Raw genomic sequence first — 22005 nt, forward strand, 5'->3', positions numbered from 1 at the left:
AGGCCGGTCGTTCATGTATGAATTATGACCGGGGCGGATTAGCTTGTGGCGCCATTCCTCCACCTGTTCGACGAGGTCGTCGTGCGCGCCCACAGTTCCCGTTTTGCTCACCGGTCGGCCCTGCCGCTCCTGGCCACCGCCCTTGGGGCCGCGTGCAGCAAGCCGGCGCCGATGATGCCTCCGCCTCCCGCCGTCACCACAATGGTCGTCCAGCCGGAGCGCGTCGCCGAGACGAGCGAGTTTTCGGGCGAGGTGCAAGCGGTGCGCGAGGTCGAGGTGCGGTCGCCGGTGGCGGGCGTGATCGTGGCGCAGCCGATTCCCGAAGGCGCCGAGGTGAAGGCCGGAACCGTTCTTTTCCAGATCGACCCGACCACCTACTCCGCGGCAGTTCGTGGCGCCGAGGCGCGCCTCGCCCAAGCACAGGCCGGATACGACAACGCGGTGCGTACCTTGACCCGTCTCAAGCCGCTGCTCGCCGAGCACGCGGTGGCGCAGAAGGACGTTGACGACGCGCAGGCGGCGCAGGAGCAGGGACGCGCCGCGGTGGACGATGCCAAGGCGTCCGTCGACCAGGCACGCAAGAATCTGAACGACGCGACGGTGAAGGCGGAGATTTCCGGTCGGGTCGGCAAGGCCAACATGATGCTCGGCGCCCGCGTCACCGGTCCCGCCGATCTCCTGACCACCATCGATGTCCTCGATCCGGTGCGGATCCTGTTCCGCCCGTCGACACAGCAGATCCTCGCGTGGCGCCGCGATGCGCGCGCCACCCGGGCGCTGCAGGCTGGCGGCTCCGCCAAGATCGAGGTCGTGCTTCCCGACGGGTCGGTCTATCCGGAAACCGGCAAGCTTGACTTCGTTGCACCGGTGGTCGACTCGGCGACCGGGACGCAGGAGTACCGCGCCGAGGTTCCCAATCGCCAGCATCTCCTGGTGCCGGGACAGTTCGTGCGCGTCCGCCTCGAAGGGATCACGCGCGACAGCGCGCTGCTGATTCCGCAGCGCGCCGTGGTGCAATCGCTTGGCCGGCAATCGGTGTATCTCGTCGGCCCGGGCGACACGGTTCGTGCCACGGACGTCCGCGCCACGGCGTGGGTCGGTGAGCGGTGGCTGATCGACTCCGGTCTCGTGGCCGGGGATCAGGTGATCGTCGATGGCGTGCAGAAGGTGCGGCCTGGTGGCGTCGTGCATCCCACGCCGATGGGGACCGACAGCAGCGGGACGGTGCAGCCGCCCGCAGCGTCGTCGGGAGCCGCCGCACCCTCGCCCAAGCCGGGGGCGAAGCAGCCATGACCGTGCATTCGCGCGGCACGAACGGCGAGATCAAGTACTTCTTCATCCGGCGGCCAGTGATGGCCGGCGTGATCGCGATCGTGATCACGCTGCTCGGTCTGGTCTCGCTCAAGTATCTGCCGGTCAATCGCTATCCGTCGATTTCGCCGCCGTCGATCCGGATTACGGCCGTGTACCCGGGCGCGACGGCAGAAGACGTCGCGCGGGCCGTCGCCGCACCGATCGAGCAGCAGCTGTCGGGGCTGCGCGGACTGCTCTATTTCAAGTCGTCCAATTCGAGCGACGGGACGATGAGCCTGCAGGTGTTCTTCGACATCAACCGCAGCCAGGATCTCGCCGCGGTCGACGTGCAGAACGCCGTCAAGCTTGCCGAACCGCAGCTGCCGCAGGAAGTCACCCGCAACGGCGTGGTGATCACCAAGGCGCAGACCGACATTCTCCTCGTCGCGGCGCTTACGTCGGATGACCCGCGCTACGACGCGAATTACCTCACCAACTACGCGACGCTGTACGTCGCGGACGAAGTGAAGCGGCTTCCAGGCGTCGGCGATGCCACGGTGTTCGGCGGCGGGCAGTTCGCGATGCTGCTGCAGCTTGATCCGGAGCGGATGTCACAACTTGGCCTCACGGTCGATGACGTCGCGGGCGCGGTGCGCGAACAGAACGCGCCGGCGCCGGCGGGGCGGATCGGCCGCGAGCCTGCGACACCGGGAACGCAGTTCACCCTGCCGGTCACGGCCGAAGGCCGGCTGACCACGGTCGACCAGTTCAAGAACATCATCGTGCGCGCCGAGAAGAACGGCTCGGTGGTGCATCTGAGTGACATCGCCAACGTGACGCTCGGCGGCCAGAATTCGGATCTGGAAGGCCGGCTCAACGGCAAGCCGACGACGTTCTTCCTGCTCTACCTCCAGCCCGGTGCCAACGCGCTCAACGTCAAGAAGGAACTGGTCACGCGACTTGACCAGCTGCAGGGATCGTTCCCGGCGGGGATTCACTGGTCGATTCCATTCGACACCACGCCGTTCATCGCGGCCTCGATCGAAGAAGTGTCGATCACCCTGCTCGAGGCGATGGCGCTGGTGACGCTGGTGGTCTTCATCTTCCTGCAGAGCTGGCGTGCCACCCTGATTCCGGTGCTGGCGGTGCCGGTCTCGGTCGTCGGCACCTTCGTCGGCCTGCTGGCCCTCGGCTTCTCCGTCAACGTGCTCACCCTCTTCGGGCTGGTGCTCGCGATCGGCATCGTCGTCGACGACGCGATCGTGGTGATCGAGAACGTCGAACGCATCATGAGCGACGAGGGGGTCGACGCGCAGCACGCCGCCGACAAGGCGATGCAGCAGGTCGCCGGTGCCCTCGTGGCGATCGTGCTGTCACTCTGTTCCGTGTTCATTCCGGTCGCGTTTCTCGGCGGGATCACCGGGTCGATGTTCCGGCAGTTCGCCGTCACCATCGTGATCGCGGTGGTCCTCTCCGGGATTGTGGCGCTGACGCTGACGCCGGCGCTCTGTGCGGCGCTCCTCAAGGATTCGCCGGAGCATGCCGAGCACGGCCGCTTCTTCACCTGGTTCAATCGATTCTTCGACCGGCTCCGCACCGGCTACGTCGGCAGTGTCGTCGGCGTGACCCGGCGGCCGCGGACCTTCCTCGCCGTCTTCGGGGTGATCGTCGCCTTGATCGTCGTGCTCTACCACCGCGTGCCGACCGGCTTTCTCCCGACCGAAGACAAGGGATTCTTCGTCGTCGCGGCGCAATTGCCGAGCGGCGCCTCACTGCAGCGTACCCGGGCGGTGGTGCAGCATCTGGAAGGGATCCTGCATGCGGATTCCGGGGTCAACGCCACCGTCGCACTGGTTGGGCTGGACATTCTTTCCGGCGCCAACCAGCCGAATTCCGCGGTGATCTTCGTGGGCCTCAAGCCATGGGAGGACCGCGGCAAGAACGAAAGTGCCGACGCCATTCTCGGTCGCATCAACGGCGCGCTGTATGGCATGCCCGACGCGCTCGCGTTCGCGTTCAACTTTCCCGAAATCCCCGGGGTCGGAACGACGTCGGGGCTGGAGCTGAATCTCCAGGCGCGCGGTGGCCAGGACGTGGTCGCGTTCAACGACCAGGTGAACCAGTTCATGGGAGCGATGGCGAAGCTCCCCGAGGCGACCGGCGCAGCCTCCAACTTCCGGATCGATGCGCCGCAGATCTTCCTCAACGTCGATCGCGACGCGGTGAAGGCGCACAACGTCCAGCTGGGCACGCTCTTCACCACGCTGCAGACGATGTTGTCGACACTCTACATCAACGACTTCAACCTCTACGGCCGCACCTACCGGGTGCAGGCCGAGGCGCTGCCGCAGTACCGGCAATCGCCCGAGGACATCGGCAAACTCTTCGTGCGATCGCAGGACGGCCAGATGATCCCGGTCTCGACGCTCGAGCGCCCGGAGTTTCGCACCGGACCAAGCATTCTCACGCGCTTCAACGGATTCACGTCGGCGCTCGTGACGGCGACGCCATCGCCGGGACACAGTTCGGGAGAGTTGATGGGCGCCGTTGAACACCTGATCGACCGCGACTTCGCGTCGAAGGGGGTGGGATACGCCTACAGCGGACAGTCCTACCAGGAAAAGGTCGCCAGCGGGCAGGGCGGCATGATCTTCGGTCTGGGCATCATCCTGGTCTTCCTGGTGCTCGCGGCGCAATACGAGAGCTTCAGCATTCCGTTCGCCGTGCTTCTCGGCCTCCCGTTCGGCGCCCTCGGCGCACTGATCGGTGTCTGGCTGCGCGGCATGCCGGACGACATCTACTTCCAGGTGGCGCTGATCACGGTGATCGGGCTCGCAGCCAAGAATGCGATCCTGATCGTCGAATTTGCCAACACGTTGCGCGAGCAGGGGCATTCGATCGTTGATTCCGCGCGCGAAGCGGCAAAGGAGCGATTCCGGCCGATCCTGATGACGTCACTCGCATTCATCTGCGGCGTCTCACCGCTCCTCCTTGCCGGCGGCGCAGGCGCGCAGAGCCGCCATTCATTGGGGACCGGCGTCTTCTTCGGCATGCTGATCGCCACCAGCGTCGGCATCTTCTTCATTCCGCTCTTCTTCGCGCTGATCCGACGCGTGTCGGAAGGGAAGCGGAGTCGCGACCACGACGCGGTGCCACCGGCCGAGGTGACGTCATGATCGCGATCCGTTCCATCGGAAGGCGACCGGCCGCGCTGGCCGCCGCGATCGCCACCTGTGGTGTCATCACCACCGGCTGCGCGATCGGGCCGCGGCACATCGTGCCGGAGGTTGTCCCGCAGACGGCGCAGCTGGGGACCGCGCCGACACCGCAGTCGCCACTGTTCGATTCGCTGGCGCGCGCGGCGCAGATTCCGACACCGGCCCCTCCCGGCGCGATCTTCTCGTCGCAACCCGTCGACGCTGCGGCATGGCTCGAGGTGCTCCGCGACACCACGCTCGTCGGTCTGGTGCACAGCGCGCTCACCAACAATCGCGACATCCGCCAGGCGCTGGCGCGAGTCGACGAGTATCGTGCGATGGTCGGATCGGCACGCAGCGAGCTCTTTCCCGAGCTCGACGCCAACGCGTCGGCGAGCTCCAATCAGATCGCCATCGGCGCGTCGCCGCCGATCGCATACAAGGCGATCCGGGCCACCGCCGATCTGCAGTGGGAGATCGATTTCTGGGGCCGGATCCGCAAGGGAGTCGTCGCGGCCCAGGCCGATCGCGATGCGCGGGCGAACGATGAACAGGCGCTGGTGCTCACCGTCGTGAGCCAGGTCGCCGACGGCTATCTTGAACTGCTCGAGTTGCGGGCAGACCTCGCCGTCTCCAATGCGACACTCGCCTCGCGGCAGGCGACGCTCGGGCTGGCGCGCCAGCGGTACACGCAGGGAGTTATCTCGGAGCTCGACGTGCGGCAGTTCGAGGCCGACGTGGCATCCGCGGCGTCGAGCGTCGCGCAGTTCACTCGACAGGCGTCACAACAGGAACACGCGCTGTCGGTGCTGATCGGATCGGCCCCGGTGTCAGTCTCGGCCGGCGGATCGCTTGATTCCGCGATCGTGGCGGTCGCGGTTCCCGATTCGATTCCGGCCTCGCTGTTGCTTCGCCGTCCCGATGTACAGAGCGCCGAGCGCGATCTGGCGGCCGCCACGGAGCGCGTGGGGCAGACGATCTCGTCGATCCTGCCGCGGGTGGTGATCACCGGCGAATACGGTCGACAGGCGCCGTCCACGACCGATCTCTTCGGATCGGATCACGAGATCTACACGTTGCAGGCCGGCGTCTCGATGCCGCTCTTCGCCGGCGGAAGGCAGAAGTCCGAACTCGACGCAGCCCGCGCGCGAGTCGACCAGGCACGCGCGGCCTATGAGAAGGCGGTCCTCACCGCGCTCGGCGAAGCGGCGGATGCGCTCGTCGCGGTCCGTGCCGACCGGGACCAGCTTGCGGCGGTTGCGGCGCAGACGGCCGCATTGCGAGATGCGTATCGGTTGGCGGAACGCCGGTATGAAGGCGGCATTTCCAGTTACCTCGAGGTGCTCGACGCGCAACGCAGTCTCTTCACCGCAGAACTCACATTGACGCAGACGCGCCGACTCTATCTCGAAGCCACGGTGCAGTTATACAAGGCGCTCGGCGGGAAATGGGCTCCAACCCCGTGACAATTGCGGGACCGGGCACCATTTTTCTGTAGGACAAGTTCGAACCCCCACGGATAATCACGTGAGTGATTGTCTGATTCCTCATATGCATTGGAGTGCGTCACTTGTCGGTCATGTTTCTCAAGCAGCTCAAACTGCATCGCGCGTCGCTCGAAGCGCGGATGCAGCGGCAGGGCGGGGCATCGGTCGAGCAGGAACTGGCACAGACACGGCAATTTCTGACCGCAACGAAGGATGAGCGGTGGCGGCGGCAGCTGATCAAGCGGATCAGGACACTGGAGGAATCGAAGCGCGGTTCGGCCGATGCCAGTGACCTGCAGCGGCGATTCCGGATGGTTGATGATCTGTATCAGTACATCGACAAGCATCCGGACTACAACAAGACCCGGAAACGCCGCAAGCCGGCCGGCTGAGCGCACCTCGGGCGCCAACGGATCCCCTTCGTCGGCGCCGTCGGCCGCGGTAGCTTTGGTCGGCCCGAGTACCCGGGGCGTTAGCTCAATTGGGAGAGCGCCGCCTTTGCAAGGCGGAGGTTATCGGTTCGATCCCGATACGCTCCATACCGATACCACTTTCATCCTCCACGCCAGGTGCTCATGCGACGCTCCCTGCTGCTTTGGTCCCGTCCTGCTGCCGGACTCGCCGCGATCGGGTTCCTTCTGGCCGGATGCAGCGGCGGAGCGATGTCGCCGGACAAGGCGAAGCACACGCCGGTGGTCGAGGCCGCCGGCGGCACCCTGTCCGGAGCGGTGCTCGACAGCTGGCTTGTCGCCATCAAGCAGCAGCGGCCCAGTCCGGTCGTCGCCAACGAACTGGTAAGCGCCTGGATCAACTCCGCGCTGGTCATCGACGCGATACGCCACAACGGCCAGTTGACCGATTCAGTCACCATCGATTCGGTGATCCTCCCCGACGCGGAACGAGGCATTGCAGCGCAATACTTTGCCACTCGCGCCGCGGCGCGTCCGGCGGTCACTGATGCCCAGGTCGACTCGCTGATCAACCTCGACCGGGTCCGCGTCTTCCAGCAGATCCTCTTCCGGGCGCCGCCACACGTCGACTCTGCGCAGGCCGCCACGATCGTGGGACACGCTCGCCTGGCGCTGACCCGGCTGCGCGGCGGCGCCGATTTCTCCTCGCTGGTGAAATCGATGTCGGAGGACAGCGCCAGTCGCGCCAACGGCGGCTACATCCCGCCGCTGTCGCGCAACCTGATTCCGCAGCAGTTCTCGACGATCTGGACCCTCCGACCCAATGACTTCTCGTTGATCGTGCAGAGTCCGATCGGCCTCCACATCTTCCGCCGCGCCAACCGCGACGAATCAAAGCCGATGCTCCGCGCGTGGCTCGCTCCGATTCTCGCACGCCATGCCGACTCGCTGTTCGTCGACTCGCTCGCTCGCGCCCATCACATCGCGATCGCTCCGGGCGCGCGGGTCGAAGTGCGCAGCATCGCGCATGAGCCGGTGGTCGCCGCCGCCGGCGCACCGCTGGTCACCTGGGACGGCGGATCGCTCACCCCGGCGGAGGTGCGCAGCGCGATGCTGATGCTGCAGCCGGCCGAACGGGTGGTACTCACCGACGCCTCCGATTCCACCATCACGCAGTTCCTCAAGGGGCTGGCCCGCGAACGGATCACCATCGCCAGCATCAGCACGACGCCGATCCCCACTCCCGAGGCGCGGCGCACCCTCGTGCCGGCGTATCAGCAGATCATGGATTCGATGAAGGCGGCGTTCGCGCGGCTCCCCGCCACCGGCTCCGCGGCAGATGCAGCGACGATGCTGATGGACAGTGTGGTGGCCCAGCGCGCTCGCTACTTCCCGCTGCCCGGCGCCCTCGGCACCATCCTGCGCTCACGGTCGCCGGTCAAGGTGAACCAGACGGCGCTCAACGGCGTAATCGCGGGAGCCGCCGTCGAATGGCAGCAGGTCCACAAGAACGATTCGACGCCGAGCCGCACGCCGACCCGCCCAGCGAAACCGGCAGCTGGACGCAACCCGTCGAATTGAGGGAGCTATGAAGCCACGCCGGCGGCAGCCGGCATGGCGAGGGAACTACAGCGCGGCGGGTCCGTTCTCCACGGCGCGTCGCGCCGACACCGCCAGCAGCTGACGGAGCCGTCGCCGCTCGGCGCGAGGGTAGGGATGCCTGGGCGACAGCCGGGCCCAGCCGTCCGGTCCGTGACCGACCCAGAGGACATCGAGCACCAGCACGAGTTCTCGCGCCAGCACCGCAAGCGGCACCGCGATCGCCACCGACCGCTCTTGCGACATGACCATGTTGGCGCTGCCGGAACTCCGGTCGGCCCAGCTGTGAATCCGGATGTGGACTGCCGTTCCGCGCCGCTCGAAGGTCCATTCGTGCACGCCGGGAGCATCCTCCAGGACCACGGAGGCGCGGTCGGCACCTTCGAGGAGCGTGGCGGTCGCCCGCGCCAGGTCGCCCAGCGCATCGGTCTGGTCGGTTGCCTGCATGGCAACGCGCAGATCGTCGGCCTCGAGGGCGACAACCGCGTGTCCCGGGGATGTCAGCGCAAACCGCAACGACAACGCCATGATGTGATCTCCCTGCCAACAGTATCGACCAGAAGGATGGTGATCCGCAACAGTGAGTGGTGCCGACGGCCCCATGCACCCAGATTGTCCCTTCGATGTCGGAACTTCTCTTCTGGCTTTCGCTTCCACTCCTGCTGGTCCCCTGGGCAGCCTGCGACGACAGGCGCGGTGCCGCCGCCGGACAACTGATCATCGCGGGGCTCGGTCTCGCCGCGCTGCATCAGGGAGTCGGCACGTTGGATCCGCGCGACCTCCACGATCTCGTCGCCCGGTCGGGAAGCGACGCATGGTTCATCGGGCTCACTGCGGGTTTCATGATCAGCGGCGGATGCCTCTTCCCTGATCCGCGGCGCTGGGTTCGCGTGGTGCTGGGCGTGCCACTCATCGCCGCACTCCTGTTTGCCGTCCTTCCCCAGGGCACTGTCGCGCTGCTGACAGGCGCGCTCATCGGCGTGCTGCCGTGGCTCGCGGGACGTTTTCTCCTGTCGCGTGGCTGGGTCCGCGGCCGGCGCGGCGAAAGCGACGTGGTTGCCGATGCGGTGCCTGCGCCGCTGACGCATCCGTTGTTGCGCCTCGACCGGCGAGTGCCGTCGTTGCTCCTCGCCACCCTGGTGATGATCGCGGCGCGCTTCGGCCCGATCGTCGTTGCGCTCGTCGCACTGGTGGCGCTGGTGTGGCGGGAATGGTGGCTCAATGCCGACACCGCTGCACCGCGTCCGCTACCGTTTCTTCCGCTGCTCGCGTCATTGGCGCTCGGCGTCTGGGGGTGGCTGGCAATGACGATCGCCGGCTCGCCCGGGACGTCGCTGTGGGCGTTCGGTTCGACGGCGCCGGTGTCGGACGCCGCCTCCGAATGGCTCGCAGTGATCGCGATCGCGTGGATGATCGCGATGCTGCCGCCATGGCCGATCCGCCAGCTGTTCCGGTCGCGGATCCTCCCGGTGGTTGCGGTCGCCGTGGTCGAACTCGCCGTCACCCGCGGGAGCTCCAGCGGGCTCGACCACTGGCAGCCGCTCCTGACGCTGTGCCTGGTGGTTGCCGCGATCGGCGCCTCGATCCGCCGCCACCCCGATGGTCTGGCCGCGGCACTGGTACTCCTCGCGGCGACGCGAGCAGGCCCGATGAGCGTGATTGCCGCCTCGCTCGCCGCACTGATTCCGATCGGCCGGCGGCTGGTGCGCCCGGGGCGGGCGTACAGCGTCTACGTCGGAGTGACCGGTGCAATGATCGTCGCCTCGGTGCTGCGCGATCAGGTGCTCCTCGCGGTGATGCTCGGGATGGTGCTCGCCTCCGCGGCCAACGCGCTCGATCACGTCGTTGCTGGACCGTCATAGATGGCTCATCTTTCGAGCCCATCTCACCCGCGCAGGAGCTGACCGATGGCCTTCACCTTGCCGCCGCTACCGTACGACTACGCCGCGCTCGAGCCGCACATCGATGAACAGACGATGCGGATTCACCACGACAAGCATCATGGCGCGTACGTCAACAATCTCAACGCCGCGCTGGAAGGCGAGACCGCGTTGCAATCTCTGTCGGTCGAACAGCTGCTCGCGGACCTCAATCGCGTCCCCGAAGCGAAGCGCGCGGCCGTCCGCAACAACGGCGGCGGCCATTACAACCACACCATGTTCTGGGAACTGATGACACCCGGCGGAGCCGACGCGCCCGACGGCGACCTCGCCGCCGCGATCGACAAGACTTTCGGCGGTCTGGCCGGGTTCAAGGAGCAATTCGCCAAGGCCTGCGCCACCCGGTTCGGCAGCGGATGGGGATGGCTGGTCCGCGGTGCGGACGGCAAGCTCGCGATCGAAAGCAGCGCCAACCAGGACGCGCCGATCATGGAGGGAAAGCATCCGCTCCTCGGTTGCGATGTATGGGAGCACGCCTACTACCTGAAGTACCAGAACCGTCGTCCCGATTACGTGACCGCATGGTGGAACGTGGTCAACTGGACTGTCGTCGGGAAACGGTTCGCCGCCAAGTGAGTCGCTGATGGCCACGTCACATCCCGCGGTCGGTTCGCCGGCCCCCGATTTCACGCTCAAGTCGACCTCCGGTCAGGAGGTCACGCTGTCGTCGTTTGCCGGACGCAAGAACGTCCTGCTGGCGTTCTTTCCGTTGGCGTTCACCAGTACGTGCACGACGGAGATGCGTGCCTTCACCGACGATATCACCCATTTCGAGAGCAAGGACACCATCGTCCTCCCCATCAGCGTCGACTCGACCGCGACGCTCAAGGAATTCAAGGCGAAGTGGCAGATGACCTTCGACCTCCTCAGTGATTTCAAGCGGGGCGTGTCGCGACTGTACGGTGTGCTCGACGAGGAGGCGTTCTATTCCAGGCGTGCGTACATCGTGATCGACAAGCAGGGGATCACGCGCTGGGTCTGGGAAGAGAAGAACGCGGGAGATCGGCGAGAGAACGCCGAGCTGCTCGAGGTGCTGGCGCGGCTGGGGTAGCGCGCCGGCACTTGCATCAGACCGGCGTCGCGCCACCTTCCAGACGTGCGGTTCACCCGGATCATTTCCCCCTTGTCGCTTCTCATGGCCATGGCGTGCCACTTCCAGGATCGGACCCCTGGCAGTACGCGCCATGACGAAGCGGCGTTGCAGTCGGCTGCCACGGCGTTCTATCAGGCGCTGGGACGTGGCGACTCTGCTGCGCTCCGTCGCGTCACGCTGCCGACCGCGACGGCGCTGATCGCGCCCGACCGCGGTCCGGCGGTGCAGATCCCGGTCGCAGCCCTCTTCGACGCCAGGGAGCGGCGGGAGCAGTCGGGGGGCGCCCGGATCGCCCGAACCGAACTGCACCCCGATGGCGATGTCGCCACCGTGCGACTGGTGGTCGTGGCGGGAAGTCTCGACGGCCAGGGCGAATACGAAGCCGCGGATGTGCTCACCCTCGCCCGCCGGGACGGCGGCTGGCTCGTCGCGCACGCGGTGCTCGGCACGTGGCGGATCAGGTCGGCGCCGTGACCGATCCCGGCCGGATGGTGCCGCCGCCGCTCGCCGTCGTCGCCGGCGCAGCTCGCGCACTGGCGAGCGTCGATACCCCGACCGAGCGGCTCAGGGCGCTCTGCCAGCACCTGCGCGCCGCGTTACCGGCAGCCGAGGTGCGCTTTCGCGCCGGGGCCCGGCGCACCGACCGCACGGGCGCGGGCGACGGCGCGATCTCCGGCCTGGTGCCGCTCACGGTGTCGATTCCGTGGCGTGACGGCCGCGTCGCGGTCCTCGAAGTCGTCGACTCGCCCCGTCCTCTTGCCGAGCTGCGTCCGATCGTGGAAACGATCGCCGCCCTTCTTGCGACGGTCCTCCCCGCGTTCGATACCGATGAGCACGATGACGGTGGCGTCGTCAGCCGCCTCCACCGGCTCACCATCGATTCGTTGCCGGTCGGCCTGTATGTCGTCGATCGCGAATACCGCGTCGTGCTCTGGAACCGCAAGCGCGAAACCGGCACTCAGGGGTTGCGTCGAGGTGACGTTCTCGGGAAGCGGGTGCTCGACATCCTTCGCCGCCAGCCGCCCGAGGTGCTGCGCGCCGAATTCGATGTGGTCTTCGCCACCGGCGACGTCCGCGTGAGCGAGCAGGACGTGCATGTCGGCAACGAGGTGCGCACCTATCGGACCTCGCGCCTGCCGATGCGGCTCGACGGCACGGTCGTGTCGCATGTGATCACCATCGGCGAGGATGTGACGGAAACCCGCGCCATCCAGCGCGCCATGCACCAGACCGAAAAGCTGGCCGCCGTCGGACAGCTTGCGGCCGGCGTGATGCACGAGATCAACAATCCGCTGGCGACGATCGGCGGCTGCGTGGCGGCGATCGCATCACGCGTGGAAGGGGCCGAGCCGGTGGTGAAGGAGTATCTCGAGATGATCGAGAGCGAAGTGAGCCGCTGCACCAACATCATCGACGGCCTCCTCGACTTCTCGCGTGCGGGGCGCGCGGCGGGCTCCTTCGAACCCGCGGACGTCAACGCGCTGCTCGACCGGACGCTGGCACTCCTCAAGCACCACCAGCGATTCCGCCGCCTCAACGTGACGCGCGAGTACCAGGATCCGTTGCCGCGCATCTCCGGCAATTCCGAACGGCTGATCCAGGCGGCAATGGCGATCCTGCTCAATGCGGCGGATGCCACGGGCGGCAAGGGGAATGTCGTGGTGCGGACCCGCTCCGAGGGATCGTCGGTCGTGGCGGAGTTCGAGGACGACGGTCCCGGTATTCCAGCGGACGTGGTGCCCAAGATCTTCGACCCGTTCTTCACCACCAAGGGGCCGGCCCGCGGCACCGGACTCGGCCTGGCCATCTGCTACGGCATCGTCGCCGATCATCAGGGAGAGCTCGATGTGCGCAGCGAACCGGGGATCCGCACCATCTTTCGCATGACAATCCCGGCGATGGAAGAGGAGGCCGCGTGAAATTGCTGGTGGTGGAGGACGACAAGACCGTCGGCCAGTACGTCAAGCGCGGCCTCGAGGAGCAGCAGTACATCGCCGACTGGGTCACCGACGGCGCGGAGGCGTTGCGGGTGGTGTCGGCGGTGCCGTACGATCTCATCATCCTCGACCTGCGGCTCCCGAGCATGAACGGCCTCGAGGTGCTGCGCACGCTGCGCGATCGCGGTCTCACGCTGCCGGTGCTGGTGCTCACGGCACAGGATTCGGTCGAATTCAAGGTCGACGCCCTCCGCGCCGGCGCCGACGATTACGTCACCAAGCCGTTCTCGTTCGAGGAACTCCTCGCGCGCGTGGAAGCGCTGTCACGCCGCCCCAAGCAGCTCACGGCGCGGGCACTCCGCGTCGCCGACCTCGAACTCGACCTCGAGTCGCGCGAAGTGCGGCGCGGCACGACGCCGATCGAACTCACCCCCAAGGAATACGCCGTCCTCGAGTACCTGATGCGCCACACCGGCCGCGTCATGTCACGGACGCTGATCACCGAGTACGCCTGGGATTATCACTTCGATCCCGGGACCAACATCGTCGACGTGGTGATCAACCGGCTTCGCAAGAAGATTGACGCCGGCTTTCCCCGGAAGCTGGTGCACACGGTGCGCGGCGTGGGATACGTGGTGAAAGGGTAGATGCAGTCGATCCGCATCCGGCTGGCGAAATACTATTCGCTGGCGTTGACGGCGACGATGGCCGCATTCGGTGCGGCGGTGTACTGGGAGCGGACGACCACGGCACCGCGCGAGGCCGAACTGCAACTCGATCGCGCGCTGGAGAGCGAGAGCACCTCGGCGACCCAGGTCCTGCGGCAGCAGGCGCGCACCCTCACGCCTGCCGTGCGCGCGACGCCAACCTCGGTCGATACGCTGATCAGCGGCGCGCGCCCCTATCTCAGCGCGATGGCCGACTACGTCTTCGTCGTCAATCCGCGGGGTGGCGTGGTGTACTCGTCACCGTCGGTGCAGTCGCTCTCCGAAATCGCCGCGGTGCAGATCTCGTCGCTGCTGGTGCGCCGGCCGCTCCCCTCCGGGATCGGCAATCTCGACGGCGGCGCCAATCAGCCGCCGCTCCGCTTCGTCCTCACCGCGATCGATTCTGTCGATGAACTCGGCGGCGTCCTGGTGGCGGCGCGACGCGACGTCTTCTCGGCCGACCTCCAGAACATGCTCGTCTCGATGCTGATGATGGCGCCGCTCATCATCGTCACGTCGGGCGCGCTCGGATACTGGCTCGCCGGTCGTTCGCTACGTCCAGTCGAAGTGATGATCGAGGAGCTCGACGACATTCAGGACGGTACGTCGCTCAACCGCCGGCTCGCGGTGCCACAAGGCGAAGACGAACTGTCGCGGCTGGGGCAGAAGCTCAACGACATGCTCGGCCGCGTCGAACAGTCGTTCGTGGCGCTCAGGCGCTTCACCGCCGACGCGTCGCACGAACTCAAGACGCCGCTGATGGTGCTCCGGGCCGGCGTCGAACGCTCCCTCACCCACCCGAAGACGCCGGGCGACATCGTCCCCGCGCTCGACGAAACGTTGCGCCAGGTCAACCAGATGAGCGAACTGGTCACCAACCTGCTGACGCTGGCCCGGGCCGATGAGGGACGGGCGTCGCTGGCGCTCGTCGAGGTCGACCTCCGGACGCTGATGGCCGAGGCGGCGGAAACGGCGGAGATTCTCGGCGCCGAACGCGGCGTCGCGGTCAAGGTCGAGCAGCCGCCGTACGCGGTGAATCTGCCGGTGGACGCCGGGCGCATTCGTCAGCTGATGATGAACCTCGTCACCAACGCCGTGCGCTACACGCCGGCCGGCGGGAAGGCGACGCTCCGGATCGTCGACGGCCCCGAGACCGTCACGATCGCCGTCCAGGACACCGGGATCGGCATCGCGCCGGGTGACCTGCCCAACGTCTTCGAGCGCTTCTGGCGGGCCGATCCGGCCCGGTCGCGCACCGGCGAACACCCGGGAACGGGCTTGGGACTGGCGATTTCCAAGTGGATCGTGGAGGCGCACGGCGGAACGATCTCTGCCCAGAGCCGCCCCGGCCGCGGGTCGACCTTCACGGTCGTCTTCCCCAAGCCGGTGACCACGCCGCCAGCATGACCCCCGGTGGTGGTCGTCGCGTAATCCGGTTGTCATGGAATTGTCATCCCGCGGTGACTCCGGCGCCAAGTGGACCAGACAGATTCTTTCAGCGCTGGAAAACAGTTCCCTTGGTGGAGACCAACCGCATGTTCGATAACCTCATCGAATCGAAGCCGAAGCGCGAGCGATCCTTGGGACAGACGATCACCTCCGTGATCGTTCATGTGGCGCTCATCGCCGTTGGTGTGAAGCTGACGAGTGGCGCGGCCGAAACGGTGAAGAAGATCCTGGCGGATACGCACATGGCGTTCCTGCAGCCGCCACCGCCGCCACCGCCGCCACCACCGCCGCCACCGGATCAGAAGGTGATCGTCTCCAACAACCCGCCACCCAAAGGGTTCCAGACGATCGTTCCGCCGAAGGTCGTGCCGACGGAGATTCCGCCGGTCGATCTCAACCAGAAGTTCGATGCCAAGAACTTCTCGGGCAAGGGCGTCGAGGGCGGCATCGCGAATGGTGTCATCGGTGGTACCGGTCCCGTGACGACGCAGGAGACGTACACCGACATCCAGGTCGATGACCCGGCGGCGCAGACTGCCTGCCCGCAGCCGAAATATCCGCCGGCGTTGCGGACGGTCGGCGTGCAGGGCTCGGTCACCTTGCGGTACGTCGTCGGCATCAACGGCAAGACGGAATCAGGCTCGGTCCAGGTCGTGAGCAGCACCAACAAGGCGTTCGAGGAGCCGGCGATCGAAACCATCAACGCCTGCACCTTCAAGCCCGCGAAGATCAAGGGCAGCGCGGTGCGGCAGCTGGTCGAGCAGAATGTGAAGTTCACCATCGGGGGATGAGGCGGCGCTTCGCCCCAGTTTCACGACGCGCCGCGCCGTCGCGGCCGCCAACCATCAGCACGAAAGGCATCAAGATGAACGTCAGTTTGCTGAACATGTGGACCCAGGCAGGGACGTTTGCCAAGGGGATCGTGATTGTCCTGCTGGGCATGTCGATCTTCTCCCTCACCATCGTGGTGCAGAAGCTCATCAAGGTGAAGAAGAGCGAAAGCGGCACCCGCCGGTTCGCCCCGCAGTTCTCGCGCGCGATCCAGGAGGAGAACCTCGACCAGGCGATCACGCTCGCGGAGAAGAATCGCGATTCGCACGTCGCCCGCGTGCTGGGCGGCGCACTCTCCGAGGTGAAGCCGCTCCTGCGTGACCGTGCCACCGTCACCGCCGCCGACATCAACTCGGCCGAACGCGCCGTCGAGCGCCAGATGCTGATCGTTCTCGCCGAATTCAAGCGCGGCTCGGGCGTACTGGGCACTGTGGGCGCCACCGCGCCGTTCGTCGGCCTCCTCGGCACCACGATGGGTATCGTCGACGCGTTCCAGTCGATGTCGTCGGCGGGTGGCGCATCGGGTGGCCTCGCCGGCATCGGATCGGGCATCGCCGAGGCGCTGATCACCACGGCCATCGGCCTCATGGTGGCGATTCCGGCGGTGTGGGCGTACAACTACTTCACCACCAAGGTCGAGAACCTCACCGTCGAGATGACCTACACCTCGAAGGAACTGATCGACTACCTGATCAAGAGCGTGGGGAGCGAGTTCGGCCGCTCGATCTTCACCAAGGAGTTCCAGGCGACGAAGGCGGTGAGTGGCAGTGGCCATATCCACAGCTAGTGGCCCGGGGAGGGTCAACGCCAACATCAACGTCACGCCGATGATCGACGTGATGCTGGTGCTCCTGATCATCTTCATGATCGTGACGCCGCTCCTCGAGGCCGGTTTCAAGGCCACGATGCCGACCGCCGCGAACACGGAGCAGAAGCCGGAGGGCGATGACGAGATCACGCTCGGCGTCGACGAACAGGGGAACTATTTCCTCAACAAGCAGCCGATGTCGAAGCAGCAGGTCGAGTCGCAACTCACATCGATGTTCGCCACCCGGACCAAGGACAAGCTCCTGTACTTCAAGGCGGATGAGGGGCTCAAGTATTCCAAGATCCAGGAAGCGATCGAAATCGGGCGTCGCGCCGGAGCTCGTCAGCTGGTGGCCATTGTGGAGCACCACGGCGGCCTGATGGGCGGCGACGACAAGAGCAAGGGGAAGTAACATGGCAATGTCGACCGGGGGCTCGGGAGCGATCAATTCCGAGCCCAATGTGACCCCGATGATCGACGTGCTCCTGGTGCTGCTCATCATCTTTATGGTGGTCATCGCCATGGGACGCACGGCGGTGGAGATCACCATTCCGCCGCCGGACACGGCGACCCGCAGCACGGCACAGTCGGACCAGATCGTCCTCGAGTTGCGTGACGACGGGACGTACTGGATCAACGGGACGCAGTACAGCAAGGCCGATCTCGGCCCCGGAATCAAGACGATCTTTGATCCGCGGCCGGCCAAGCTGATGTTCATCAAGCCGGGCCAGAATCGTATCTACGCCGACGTGATCTCAGCGGTCGACGTGGCGAAAGGATCGGGCGTCGAAGTCGTGGGTGTCACGCCGATCGAGGCGAACTGACGAAAGGGCCGCGCATGCCGGCCGACCTCGACAACACGGACGCGGGCGCTTCCAAGGGAAGTGTCCGCGTCCATGCTTCACTCCCCGGCAACGACCGGCGCTCACGTCTCGCGCCGGTCATCTCTTTTCTCGTGCATGCGTTGTTGATCTATCTGGCGCTCCGGGTCACCGCCGCCGTCGTCCTCCCGGCACACAGCGCTGTCGGCGACGCCATCCAGCTCGTGATCGGTGGTGGCGGGGGAGGGGGAGGCCAGCGCGGCAGTGCCTTCCACGCGTCGACTCCGCCACCGCCACCGGTTACCCCGCCCGTGGTACCGCCTCCACCCCTGCCGCCACCTCCGGTGCCGACGGTGATCCCGCCCCCGCCGCCAGTGCAACAGCAGGTCGCACCGCCGCCCGCTGCGCCCGCACCGGCGTCAGACCCGGGCGCCGCTGCCGCCGGAGCGGGGACTGGCACGGGCGGTGGCACCGGCAGCGGCATTGGAACCGGAAACGGGAGCGGTGAAGGCCCCGGCTCGGGGAGCGGGAAGGGCGGGGGCAACGGCGGCGGTACCGGTGGTTTTCCGCCCGAGCCGAAGCAGATGATCCTCCCGCCATTCGACAACACGCCGAAACAGCTGCGGGGCAAGCCGATCAACGTGACGTTCACCGTGTCTGCCGACGGACAGGTCACCGACCTCGTGATCTCGCCGGCGATCGAGAACAAGGATTTCGCAAAGCATTTCGACGAAATCATGCGCAAGTACCGCTTCAAGCCCGCCCGCGACGCGTCGGGGAAGGCGGTTCCGGGCGTTGTAACCATCTCCGTCACGCTATCTTACAAGTAGATGACCCTCTTTCAGCGAAAGCCGATCGCCGCCGAAAGCGACCGGGGTTTGATCCGAACACTTGGTTCGGGCGACCTGATCATGCTCGCCATCGGCGCGGTGATCGGCGCCGGCATCTTCGGGTCGATCGGTTCCGCCGCCGCAGGCCAGGTTGACGCCGCCGGTCACGTGATTCGGGTGGGCGCCGGACCGGCGCTGGTCCTTTCCTTCCTCCTGCTCGGTGCGGCGTGCGCACTCGCCGGACTCTGCTACGCCGAACTTGCCGCGATGATTCCGCAGGCGGGGAGCGCGTATGCCTATTCGTATGCGACGCTCGGCGAAATCGTCGCGTGGATCATCGGGTGGGACCTGATCCTCGAATACGCCGTCGGCAACGTCGCGGTCGCCATCTCATGGGGCGACTACTTCAAGTCGCTGACCGGAGACTGGCTGCACCTGCCGGCGTGGCTCACGACCGGTTATCGAACGGCGCTGCTTTCGTCAGATCCCGCGGTGCACGGGCTGCTGCAGTCGGCGCCGCACATCGCCGGACTCGCGATCCTGATCAACATCCCGGCCTTCGCGATCGTGATGCTGATCACCTGGCTGCTGCTGATGGGGGTGCGGGAGAGCGCCCGCGCCAACAACATCATGGTCGGCATCAAGCTGCTCGTGCTGGCCCTCTTCATCGTGATGGGGATGCAGCACATCAACCCGGCCAACTACCACCCGTTTGCTCCCAACGGCTTCCGCGGCATCCATCAGGGCGCGGCGATCGTCTTCTTTGCCTACATCGGTTTCGATGCGATCTCGACCGCCGCCGAAGAGACCAGGAATCCGCAACGCAACCTGCCGATCGGGATCATGGGCGGACTGGCGATCTGCACCGTGATCTACATCATCATCGGCAGGGTCCTCACCGGGATGGTCCCGTCGAGCCAGCTCGCCACCACCGCCGACCCGCTGTCGTACGCGCTCGCGGCGACCGGCCTCACCAGCATCTCCAAGATCGTCGCTCTCGGCGCGATCTTCTCGATGTCGGCTGTGCTGCTCGTCTTCCAGTACGGCCAGCCGCGCATCTTCTTCTCGATGGCGCGCGACGGCCTCCTGCCGAAGTGGGCGGCGAAGATTCATCCGAAGCACCGCGTTCCGCACGTGACGACGCTGGTGACCGGACTGTTCGTTGCCGGGTGGGCGCTGATCGGTGACGCCGGCGAAACGTACGATCTCACCAACATCGGAACGCTCTTCGCGTTCGTACTGGTCTGTCTCGGTGTTATCGCGCTCCGCCACCTCGAGCCCGAGCGGCCCCGCCCGTTCCGCGTGCCGTTCGTGCATGGGGTCGGGATCCTCGGCGCGGTGCTCTGCATCATCACGATGTTCGGGCTTCCGCACCTGGCGTGGGTCCGGTTCGGCTGGTGGCTCGCCATCGGATTGCTGCTGTACATTGCCTACGGGTACCGGCATTCCGTGCTGCGCACCGGTAAACAGGTCATCACCGACACGCTCGACTGATCGGAACGGCACGTTATGCGAGTCCTGCTGGTCGAAGACGATCCTGAACTCTCTGCCGCAATCGCCGCAGGGCTGCGGGAGCACGATGCCCCTGTCCGATGTGCGGCGACGTACGATGACGGAGCGCGGCTGGCGCGCGAGGGAGAATTCGACGTCATCATCCTCGACGTCATGCTCCCCGGCGGTTCCGGATTCGAGCTCTGTCGTGAACTGCGGGCCGAAGGAATCGCGACGCCGATTCTGATGCTCACCGCGCGCGACGCCGTCGACGACCGGGTGGAGGGCCTCGACGTCGGCGCCGACGACTATCTCACCAAGCCGTACGCCTTCCCCGAGTTGCTCGCTCGTGTGCGTGCGCTGGCCCGCCGCCGGCGCGACCTCGAACCCGAGACGGTCGAGATCGCCGATCTCGTCGTCGACCTCCGGACCCGTCGCGTGGCCCGCGCGGGGCACTCGATCGAACTGACGGCGAAGGAATTCGCCCTGCTCGCCTGTTTCGTGGAGCATCGCGACCGGGTGATCGATCGTGCCGCCATCACGACGTATGTCTGGGACGAGAACCACGATCCGTTCACCAACGTGCTCGAAGTCCTCGTCAAGCGTCTCCGCCGCAAGATCGACGACGGCTTCGAGCCGAAGCTGATTCATACTTTCCGCGGCGCGGGTTACCGCCTCGGAGTCTAGGGCCGCCGATGCCAACTGCGTCGCTGGGCCAGCTCCGCCTGCGGCTCACCCTCTGGTATCTCTCCACCCTTTGCGGCATCCTCCTCCTGCTCGGTCTCGGCCTCTTCCTCACCATCCGGCATCAGATCAGCGATCAACGCGAGGCGTCACTGCGTCAGGCGGTGGCGCTGGTGGAGCGAGCCGCCCGGACGCGCGAACGAGAATCGGGGGCGCAGGGACCGGTCACGGACGCGGTGCAGGAACTCCGGATCCCGGGGCGGACGCTCTACCTGCTCGACACCGCCGGCGTTCCGATCGTGCCGCAGAACGCGCCGGATTGGGTTCGCGAAACGGCACAGCGGGCCGCGGTGCGCGGCGCCGCCGACATCATCCGTCACGTCCAGAACGAGGGGATGCGTGATCTCTACGCCGAACGCTTCACGCTCCCCGGCGGAGGCTCGATGGTCGCCGCCGCGGCGGGTGACCTCGTGGAGCTCGAGGAGCGATACGCGTCGCTCATCGCGGCGTTCGGTGGCGCGGCCGTGGTGGCGCTCCTCCTCGTGCTGTTCGGAGGATGGCTGCTGGTGCGCAAGTCGACCGACCCGATCGAGCAGGCGATGCAGCAGATGCGTCAGTTCATGGCCGACGCGGCCCACGAACTGCGCACGCCGATCGCCGTGCTGCGGACCCGTGCCGATGTCGCCCTGCAGCGTGACCGCGATCCCGCGGCGTACGTGACGGCGCTGCACGGCATCGAGGCGGAGAGCCGCCGCATGAGCCGCATCGTGGACGACCTCCTGACCCTGGCGCGCGCCGATTCCGGTGAACGCACGATCGCGCATGACCGCGTCTTTCTCGACGACGTCGTGGCCGACGCCGCGAGTGCGGCGGAGGCGATCGCTACCGCCCGCGGCATCACGGTCACGCTCGCGGAATTCGACGAGGCGCCGGTCAGCGGCGACGCCGAACTCCTGCGACAGTTGATCATGATCTTCCTCGACAATGCCATCAAGTTCACTCCCCCCGGCGGGCGGATCGAAGTGCGCGTGGGCCGCCAGGAAGACCACGCCGTCGTCACCGTTGCCGACACCGGTCCGGGTATCGCGGCCGACCAGGTACCGCACATCTTCGAACGGTTCTACCGTGCCGATCCGGCGCGTCCGCGCGATGCCTCCCCGGCGGCGGGCGGCGCCGGACTCGGGCTCGCCATCGCCAAATGGATCGCGGAGGCGCATCGCGGCACCATCGACGTGGACTCACAGATCGGTCACGGAACCGCAATCAGTCTCCATCTCCCCGTGATGGAGCCGGCCTCGTCGGTGTCATCGTGATAACAGGTGAGCGTCACTAGGCTGGGAACCACACGCCCGGGGTCGACCCCGGCTCCACTGTCACCGCCGTCGAGGATATGCAACGGAGCAACTTCTGGAGTGTCGCGCTCGCGTG

The 22005-nt window shown here is 66.5% G+C and carries 21 protein-coding genes and 1 tRNA gene; 21 read left to right on the plus strand and 1 reads right to left on the minus strand.

Features of this window, described 5'->3' with window-relative positions; translation table 11 throughout:
* Window positions 1-45 precede the first annotated feature (45 nt).
* The 6 genes from VGM20_09390 to VGM20_09415 all read left to right on the plus strand — a co-directional run bounded on the left by VGM20_09390 (window position 46) and on the right by VGM20_09415 (window position 7968).
* Window positions 46-1293 (plus strand): efflux RND transporter periplasmic adaptor subunit, encoded by a 1248-nt coding sequence (locus tag VGM20_09390; GenBank protein HEY4101077.1) that lies wholly within the window; start codon window positions 46-48, stop codon window positions 1291-1293.
* On the plus strand, window positions 1290-4469 hold the full coding sequence (locus tag VGM20_09395; GenBank protein ID HEY4101078.1) for a multidrug efflux RND transporter permease subunit: 3180 nt from the start codon (window positions 1290-1292) through the stop codon (window positions 4467-4469). Before VGM20_09390 ends, VGM20_09395 begins: the two co-directional genes overlap by 4 nt.
* Complete coding sequence (locus VGM20_09400) at window positions 4466-5956, plus strand: efflux transporter outer membrane subunit (protein HEY4101079.1); 1491 nt, start codon at window positions 4466-4468, stop codon at window positions 5954-5956. The genes VGM20_09395 and VGM20_09400 overlap by 4 nt, the downstream gene beginning before the upstream one ends.
* Window positions 5957-6069: 113 nt before the next feature.
* A complete protein-coding gene (locus tag VGM20_09405) occupies window positions 6070-6369 on the plus strand; it encodes a hypothetical protein (protein HEY4101080.1) in 300 nt (99 codons plus the stop codon).
* 74 nt (window positions 6370-6443) lie between these two features.
* Window positions 6444-6516: transfer RNA gene (locus VGM20_09410), tRNA-Ala, on the plus strand.
* 36 nt (window positions 6517-6552) lie between these two features.
* Window positions 6553-7968 (plus strand): peptidylprolyl isomerase, encoded by a 1416-nt coding sequence (locus VGM20_09415; GenBank protein HEY4101081.1) that lies wholly within the window; start codon window positions 6553-6555, stop codon window positions 7966-7968.
* 45 nt (window positions 7969-8013) lie between these two features.
* Here the strand turns inward: VGM20_09415 and VGM20_09420 are convergent, their stop codons facing one another.
* Complete coding sequence (locus VGM20_09420; GenBank protein ID HEY4101082.1) at window positions 8014-8514, minus strand: hypothetical protein; 501 nt, start codon at window positions 8512-8514, stop codon at window positions 8014-8016.
* Window positions 8515-8609: 95 nt separating this feature from the next.
* Here VGM20_09420 and VGM20_09425 point away from each other — a divergent pair, with 95 nt between their 5' ends.
* The 15 genes from VGM20_09425 to VGM20_09495 all read left to right on the plus strand — a co-directional run bounded on the left by VGM20_09425 (window position 8610) and on the right by VGM20_09495 (window position 21890).
* The gene (locus tag VGM20_09425; protein HEY4101083.1) at window positions 8610-9848 is read left to right on the plus strand and encodes a hypothetical protein; all 1239 of its coding nucleotides are present in this window, start codon (window positions 8610-8612) and stop codon (window positions 9846-9848) included.
* Between the two features lie 45 nt (window positions 9849-9893).
* Window positions 9894-10502, plus strand: a complete 609-nt coding sequence (locus VGM20_09430; GenBank protein HEY4101084.1) for a superoxide dismutase — start codon at window positions 9894-9896, stop codon at window positions 10500-10502.
* A gap of 7 nt (window positions 10503-10509) precedes the next feature.
* The gene (locus tag VGM20_09435; GenBank protein ID HEY4101085.1) at window positions 10510-10977 is read left to right on the plus strand and encodes a redoxin domain-containing protein; all 468 of its coding nucleotides are present in this window, start codon (window positions 10510-10512) and stop codon (window positions 10975-10977) included.
* Window positions 10978-11022: 45 nt separating this feature from the next.
* Entirely contained in the window at window positions 11023-11493 is a 471-nt protein-coding gene (locus VGM20_09440; GenBank protein ID HEY4101086.1) for a nuclear transport factor 2 family protein, read from the plus strand.
* The gene (locus VGM20_09445) at window positions 11469-12938 is read left to right on the plus strand and encodes an ATP-binding protein (GenBank protein ID HEY4101087.1); all 1470 of its coding nucleotides are present in this window, start codon (window positions 11469-11471) and stop codon (window positions 12936-12938) included. The genes VGM20_09440 and VGM20_09445 overlap by 25 nt, the downstream gene beginning before the upstream one ends.
* Window positions 12935-13603, plus strand: coding sequence for a response regulator transcription factor (locus tag VGM20_09450; GenBank protein HEY4101088.1), 669 nt, complete (start codon window positions 12935-12937; stop codon window positions 13601-13603). The genes VGM20_09445 and VGM20_09450 overlap by 4 nt, the downstream gene beginning before the upstream one ends.
* Entirely contained in the window at window positions 13604-15070 is a 1467-nt protein-coding gene (locus VGM20_09455; GenBank protein ID HEY4101089.1) for an ATP-binding protein, read from the plus strand. It abuts the gene before it with no gap.
* A 128-nt stretch (window positions 15071-15198) separates the two neighbouring features.
* Window positions 15199-15903, plus strand: a complete 705-nt coding sequence (locus tag VGM20_09460) for a TonB family protein (protein ID HEY4101090.1) — start codon at window positions 15199-15201, stop codon at window positions 15901-15903.
* Between the two features lie 95 nt (window positions 15904-15998).
* Window positions 15999-16730, plus strand: coding sequence for a MotA/TolQ/ExbB proton channel family protein (locus VGM20_09465; GenBank protein ID HEY4101091.1), 732 nt, complete (start codon window positions 15999-16001; stop codon window positions 16728-16730).
* The gene (locus VGM20_09470) at window positions 16711-17163 is read left to right on the plus strand and encodes a biopolymer transporter ExbD (GenBank protein HEY4101092.1); all 453 of its coding nucleotides are present in this window, start codon (window positions 16711-16713) and stop codon (window positions 17161-17163) included. The genes VGM20_09465 and VGM20_09470 overlap by 20 nt, the downstream gene beginning before the upstream one ends.
* A gap of 1 nt (window position 17164) precedes the next feature.
* Window positions 17165-17575, plus strand: a complete 411-nt coding sequence (locus tag VGM20_09475) for a biopolymer transporter ExbD (GenBank protein HEY4101093.1) — start codon at window positions 17165-17167, stop codon at window positions 17573-17575.
* Between the two features lie 14 nt (window positions 17576-17589).
* Window positions 17590-18402 (plus strand): hypothetical protein, encoded by an 813-nt coding sequence (locus VGM20_09480; GenBank protein ID HEY4101094.1) that lies wholly within the window; start codon window positions 17590-17592, stop codon window positions 18400-18402.
* Window positions 18403-19896, plus strand: coding sequence for an amino acid permease (locus VGM20_09485; protein HEY4101095.1), 1494 nt, complete (start codon window positions 18403-18405; stop codon window positions 19894-19896). It begins immediately after the preceding gene.
* Window positions 19897-19911: 15 nt separating this feature from the next.
* Entirely contained in the window at window positions 19912-20580 is a 669-nt protein-coding gene (locus tag VGM20_09490) for a response regulator transcription factor (GenBank protein HEY4101096.1), read from the plus strand.
* A gap of 8 nt (window positions 20581-20588) precedes the next feature.
* On the plus strand, window positions 20589-21890 hold the full coding sequence (locus tag VGM20_09495) for an ATP-binding protein (protein ID HEY4101097.1): 1302 nt from the start codon (window positions 20589-20591) through the stop codon (window positions 21888-21890).
* The last annotated feature ends 115 nt before the right edge of the window (window positions 21891-22005 follow it).

The sequence above is a fragment of the Gemmatimonadales bacterium genome, from assembly GCA_036500345.1.
GTDB lineage: Bacteria > Gemmatimonadota > Gemmatimonadetes > Gemmatimonadales > GWC2-71-9 > Palsa-1233.

Excerpts from the sequence above, each read along its gene's own strand:
- VGM20_09395 (HEY4101078.1), top strand. The coding sequence starts at position 1,290 with ATGACCGTGCATTCGCGCGGCACGAACGGCGAGATCAAGTACTTCTTC.
- VGM20_09400 (HEY4101079.1), top strand. The coding sequence starts at position 4,466 with ATGATCGCGATCCGTTCCATCGGAAGGCGACCGGCCGCGCTGGCCGCC.
- VGM20_09405 (HEY4101080.1), top strand. The coding sequence starts at position 6,070 with ATGTTTCTCAAGCAGCTCAAACTGCATCGCGCGTCGCTCGAAGCGCGG.
- VGM20_09415 (HEY4101081.1), top strand. The coding sequence starts at position 6,553 with ATGCGACGCTCCCTGCTGCTTTGGTCCCGTCCTGCTGCCGGACTCGCC.
- VGM20_09420 (HEY4101082.1), bottom strand. The coding sequence starts at position 8,514 with ATGGCGTTGTCGTTGCGGTTTGCGCTGACATCCCCGGGACACGCGGTT.
- VGM20_09425 (HEY4101083.1), top strand. The coding sequence starts at position 8,610 with ATGTCGGAACTTCTCTTCTGGCTTTCGCTTCCACTCCTGCTGGTCCCC.
- VGM20_09430 (HEY4101084.1), top strand. The coding sequence starts at position 9,894 with ATGGCCTTCACCTTGCCGCCGCTACCGTACGACTACGCCGCGCTCGAG.
- VGM20_09435 (HEY4101085.1), top strand. The coding sequence starts at position 10,510 with ATGGCCACGTCACATCCCGCGGTCGGTTCGCCGGCCCCCGATTTCACG.
- VGM20_09455 (HEY4101089.1), top strand. The coding sequence starts at position 13,604 with ATGCAGTCGATCCGCATCCGGCTGGCGAAATACTATTCGCTGGCGTTG.
- VGM20_09460 (HEY4101090.1), top strand. The coding sequence starts at position 15,199 with ATGTTCGATAACCTCATCGAATCGAAGCCGAAGCGCGAGCGATCCTTG.
- VGM20_09465 (HEY4101091.1), top strand. The coding sequence starts at position 15,999 with ATGTGGACCCAGGCAGGGACGTTTGCCAAGGGGATCGTGATTGTCCTG.
- VGM20_09475 (HEY4101093.1), top strand. The coding sequence starts at position 17,165 with ATGGCAATGTCGACCGGGGGCTCGGGAGCGATCAATTCCGAGCCCAAT.
- VGM20_09480 (HEY4101094.1), top strand. The coding sequence starts at position 17,590 with ATGCCGGCCGACCTCGACAACACGGACGCGGGCGCTTCCAAGGGAAGT.
- VGM20_09485 (HEY4101095.1), top strand. The coding sequence starts at position 18,403 with ATGACCCTCTTTCAGCGAAAGCCGATCGCCGCCGAAAGCGACCGGGGT.
- VGM20_09490 (HEY4101096.1), top strand. The coding sequence starts at position 19,912 with ATGCGAGTCCTGCTGGTCGAAGACGATCCTGAACTCTCTGCCGCAATC.
- VGM20_09495 (HEY4101097.1), top strand. The coding sequence starts at position 20,589 with ATGCCAACTGCGTCGCTGGGCCAGCTCCGCCTGCGGCTCACCCTCTGG.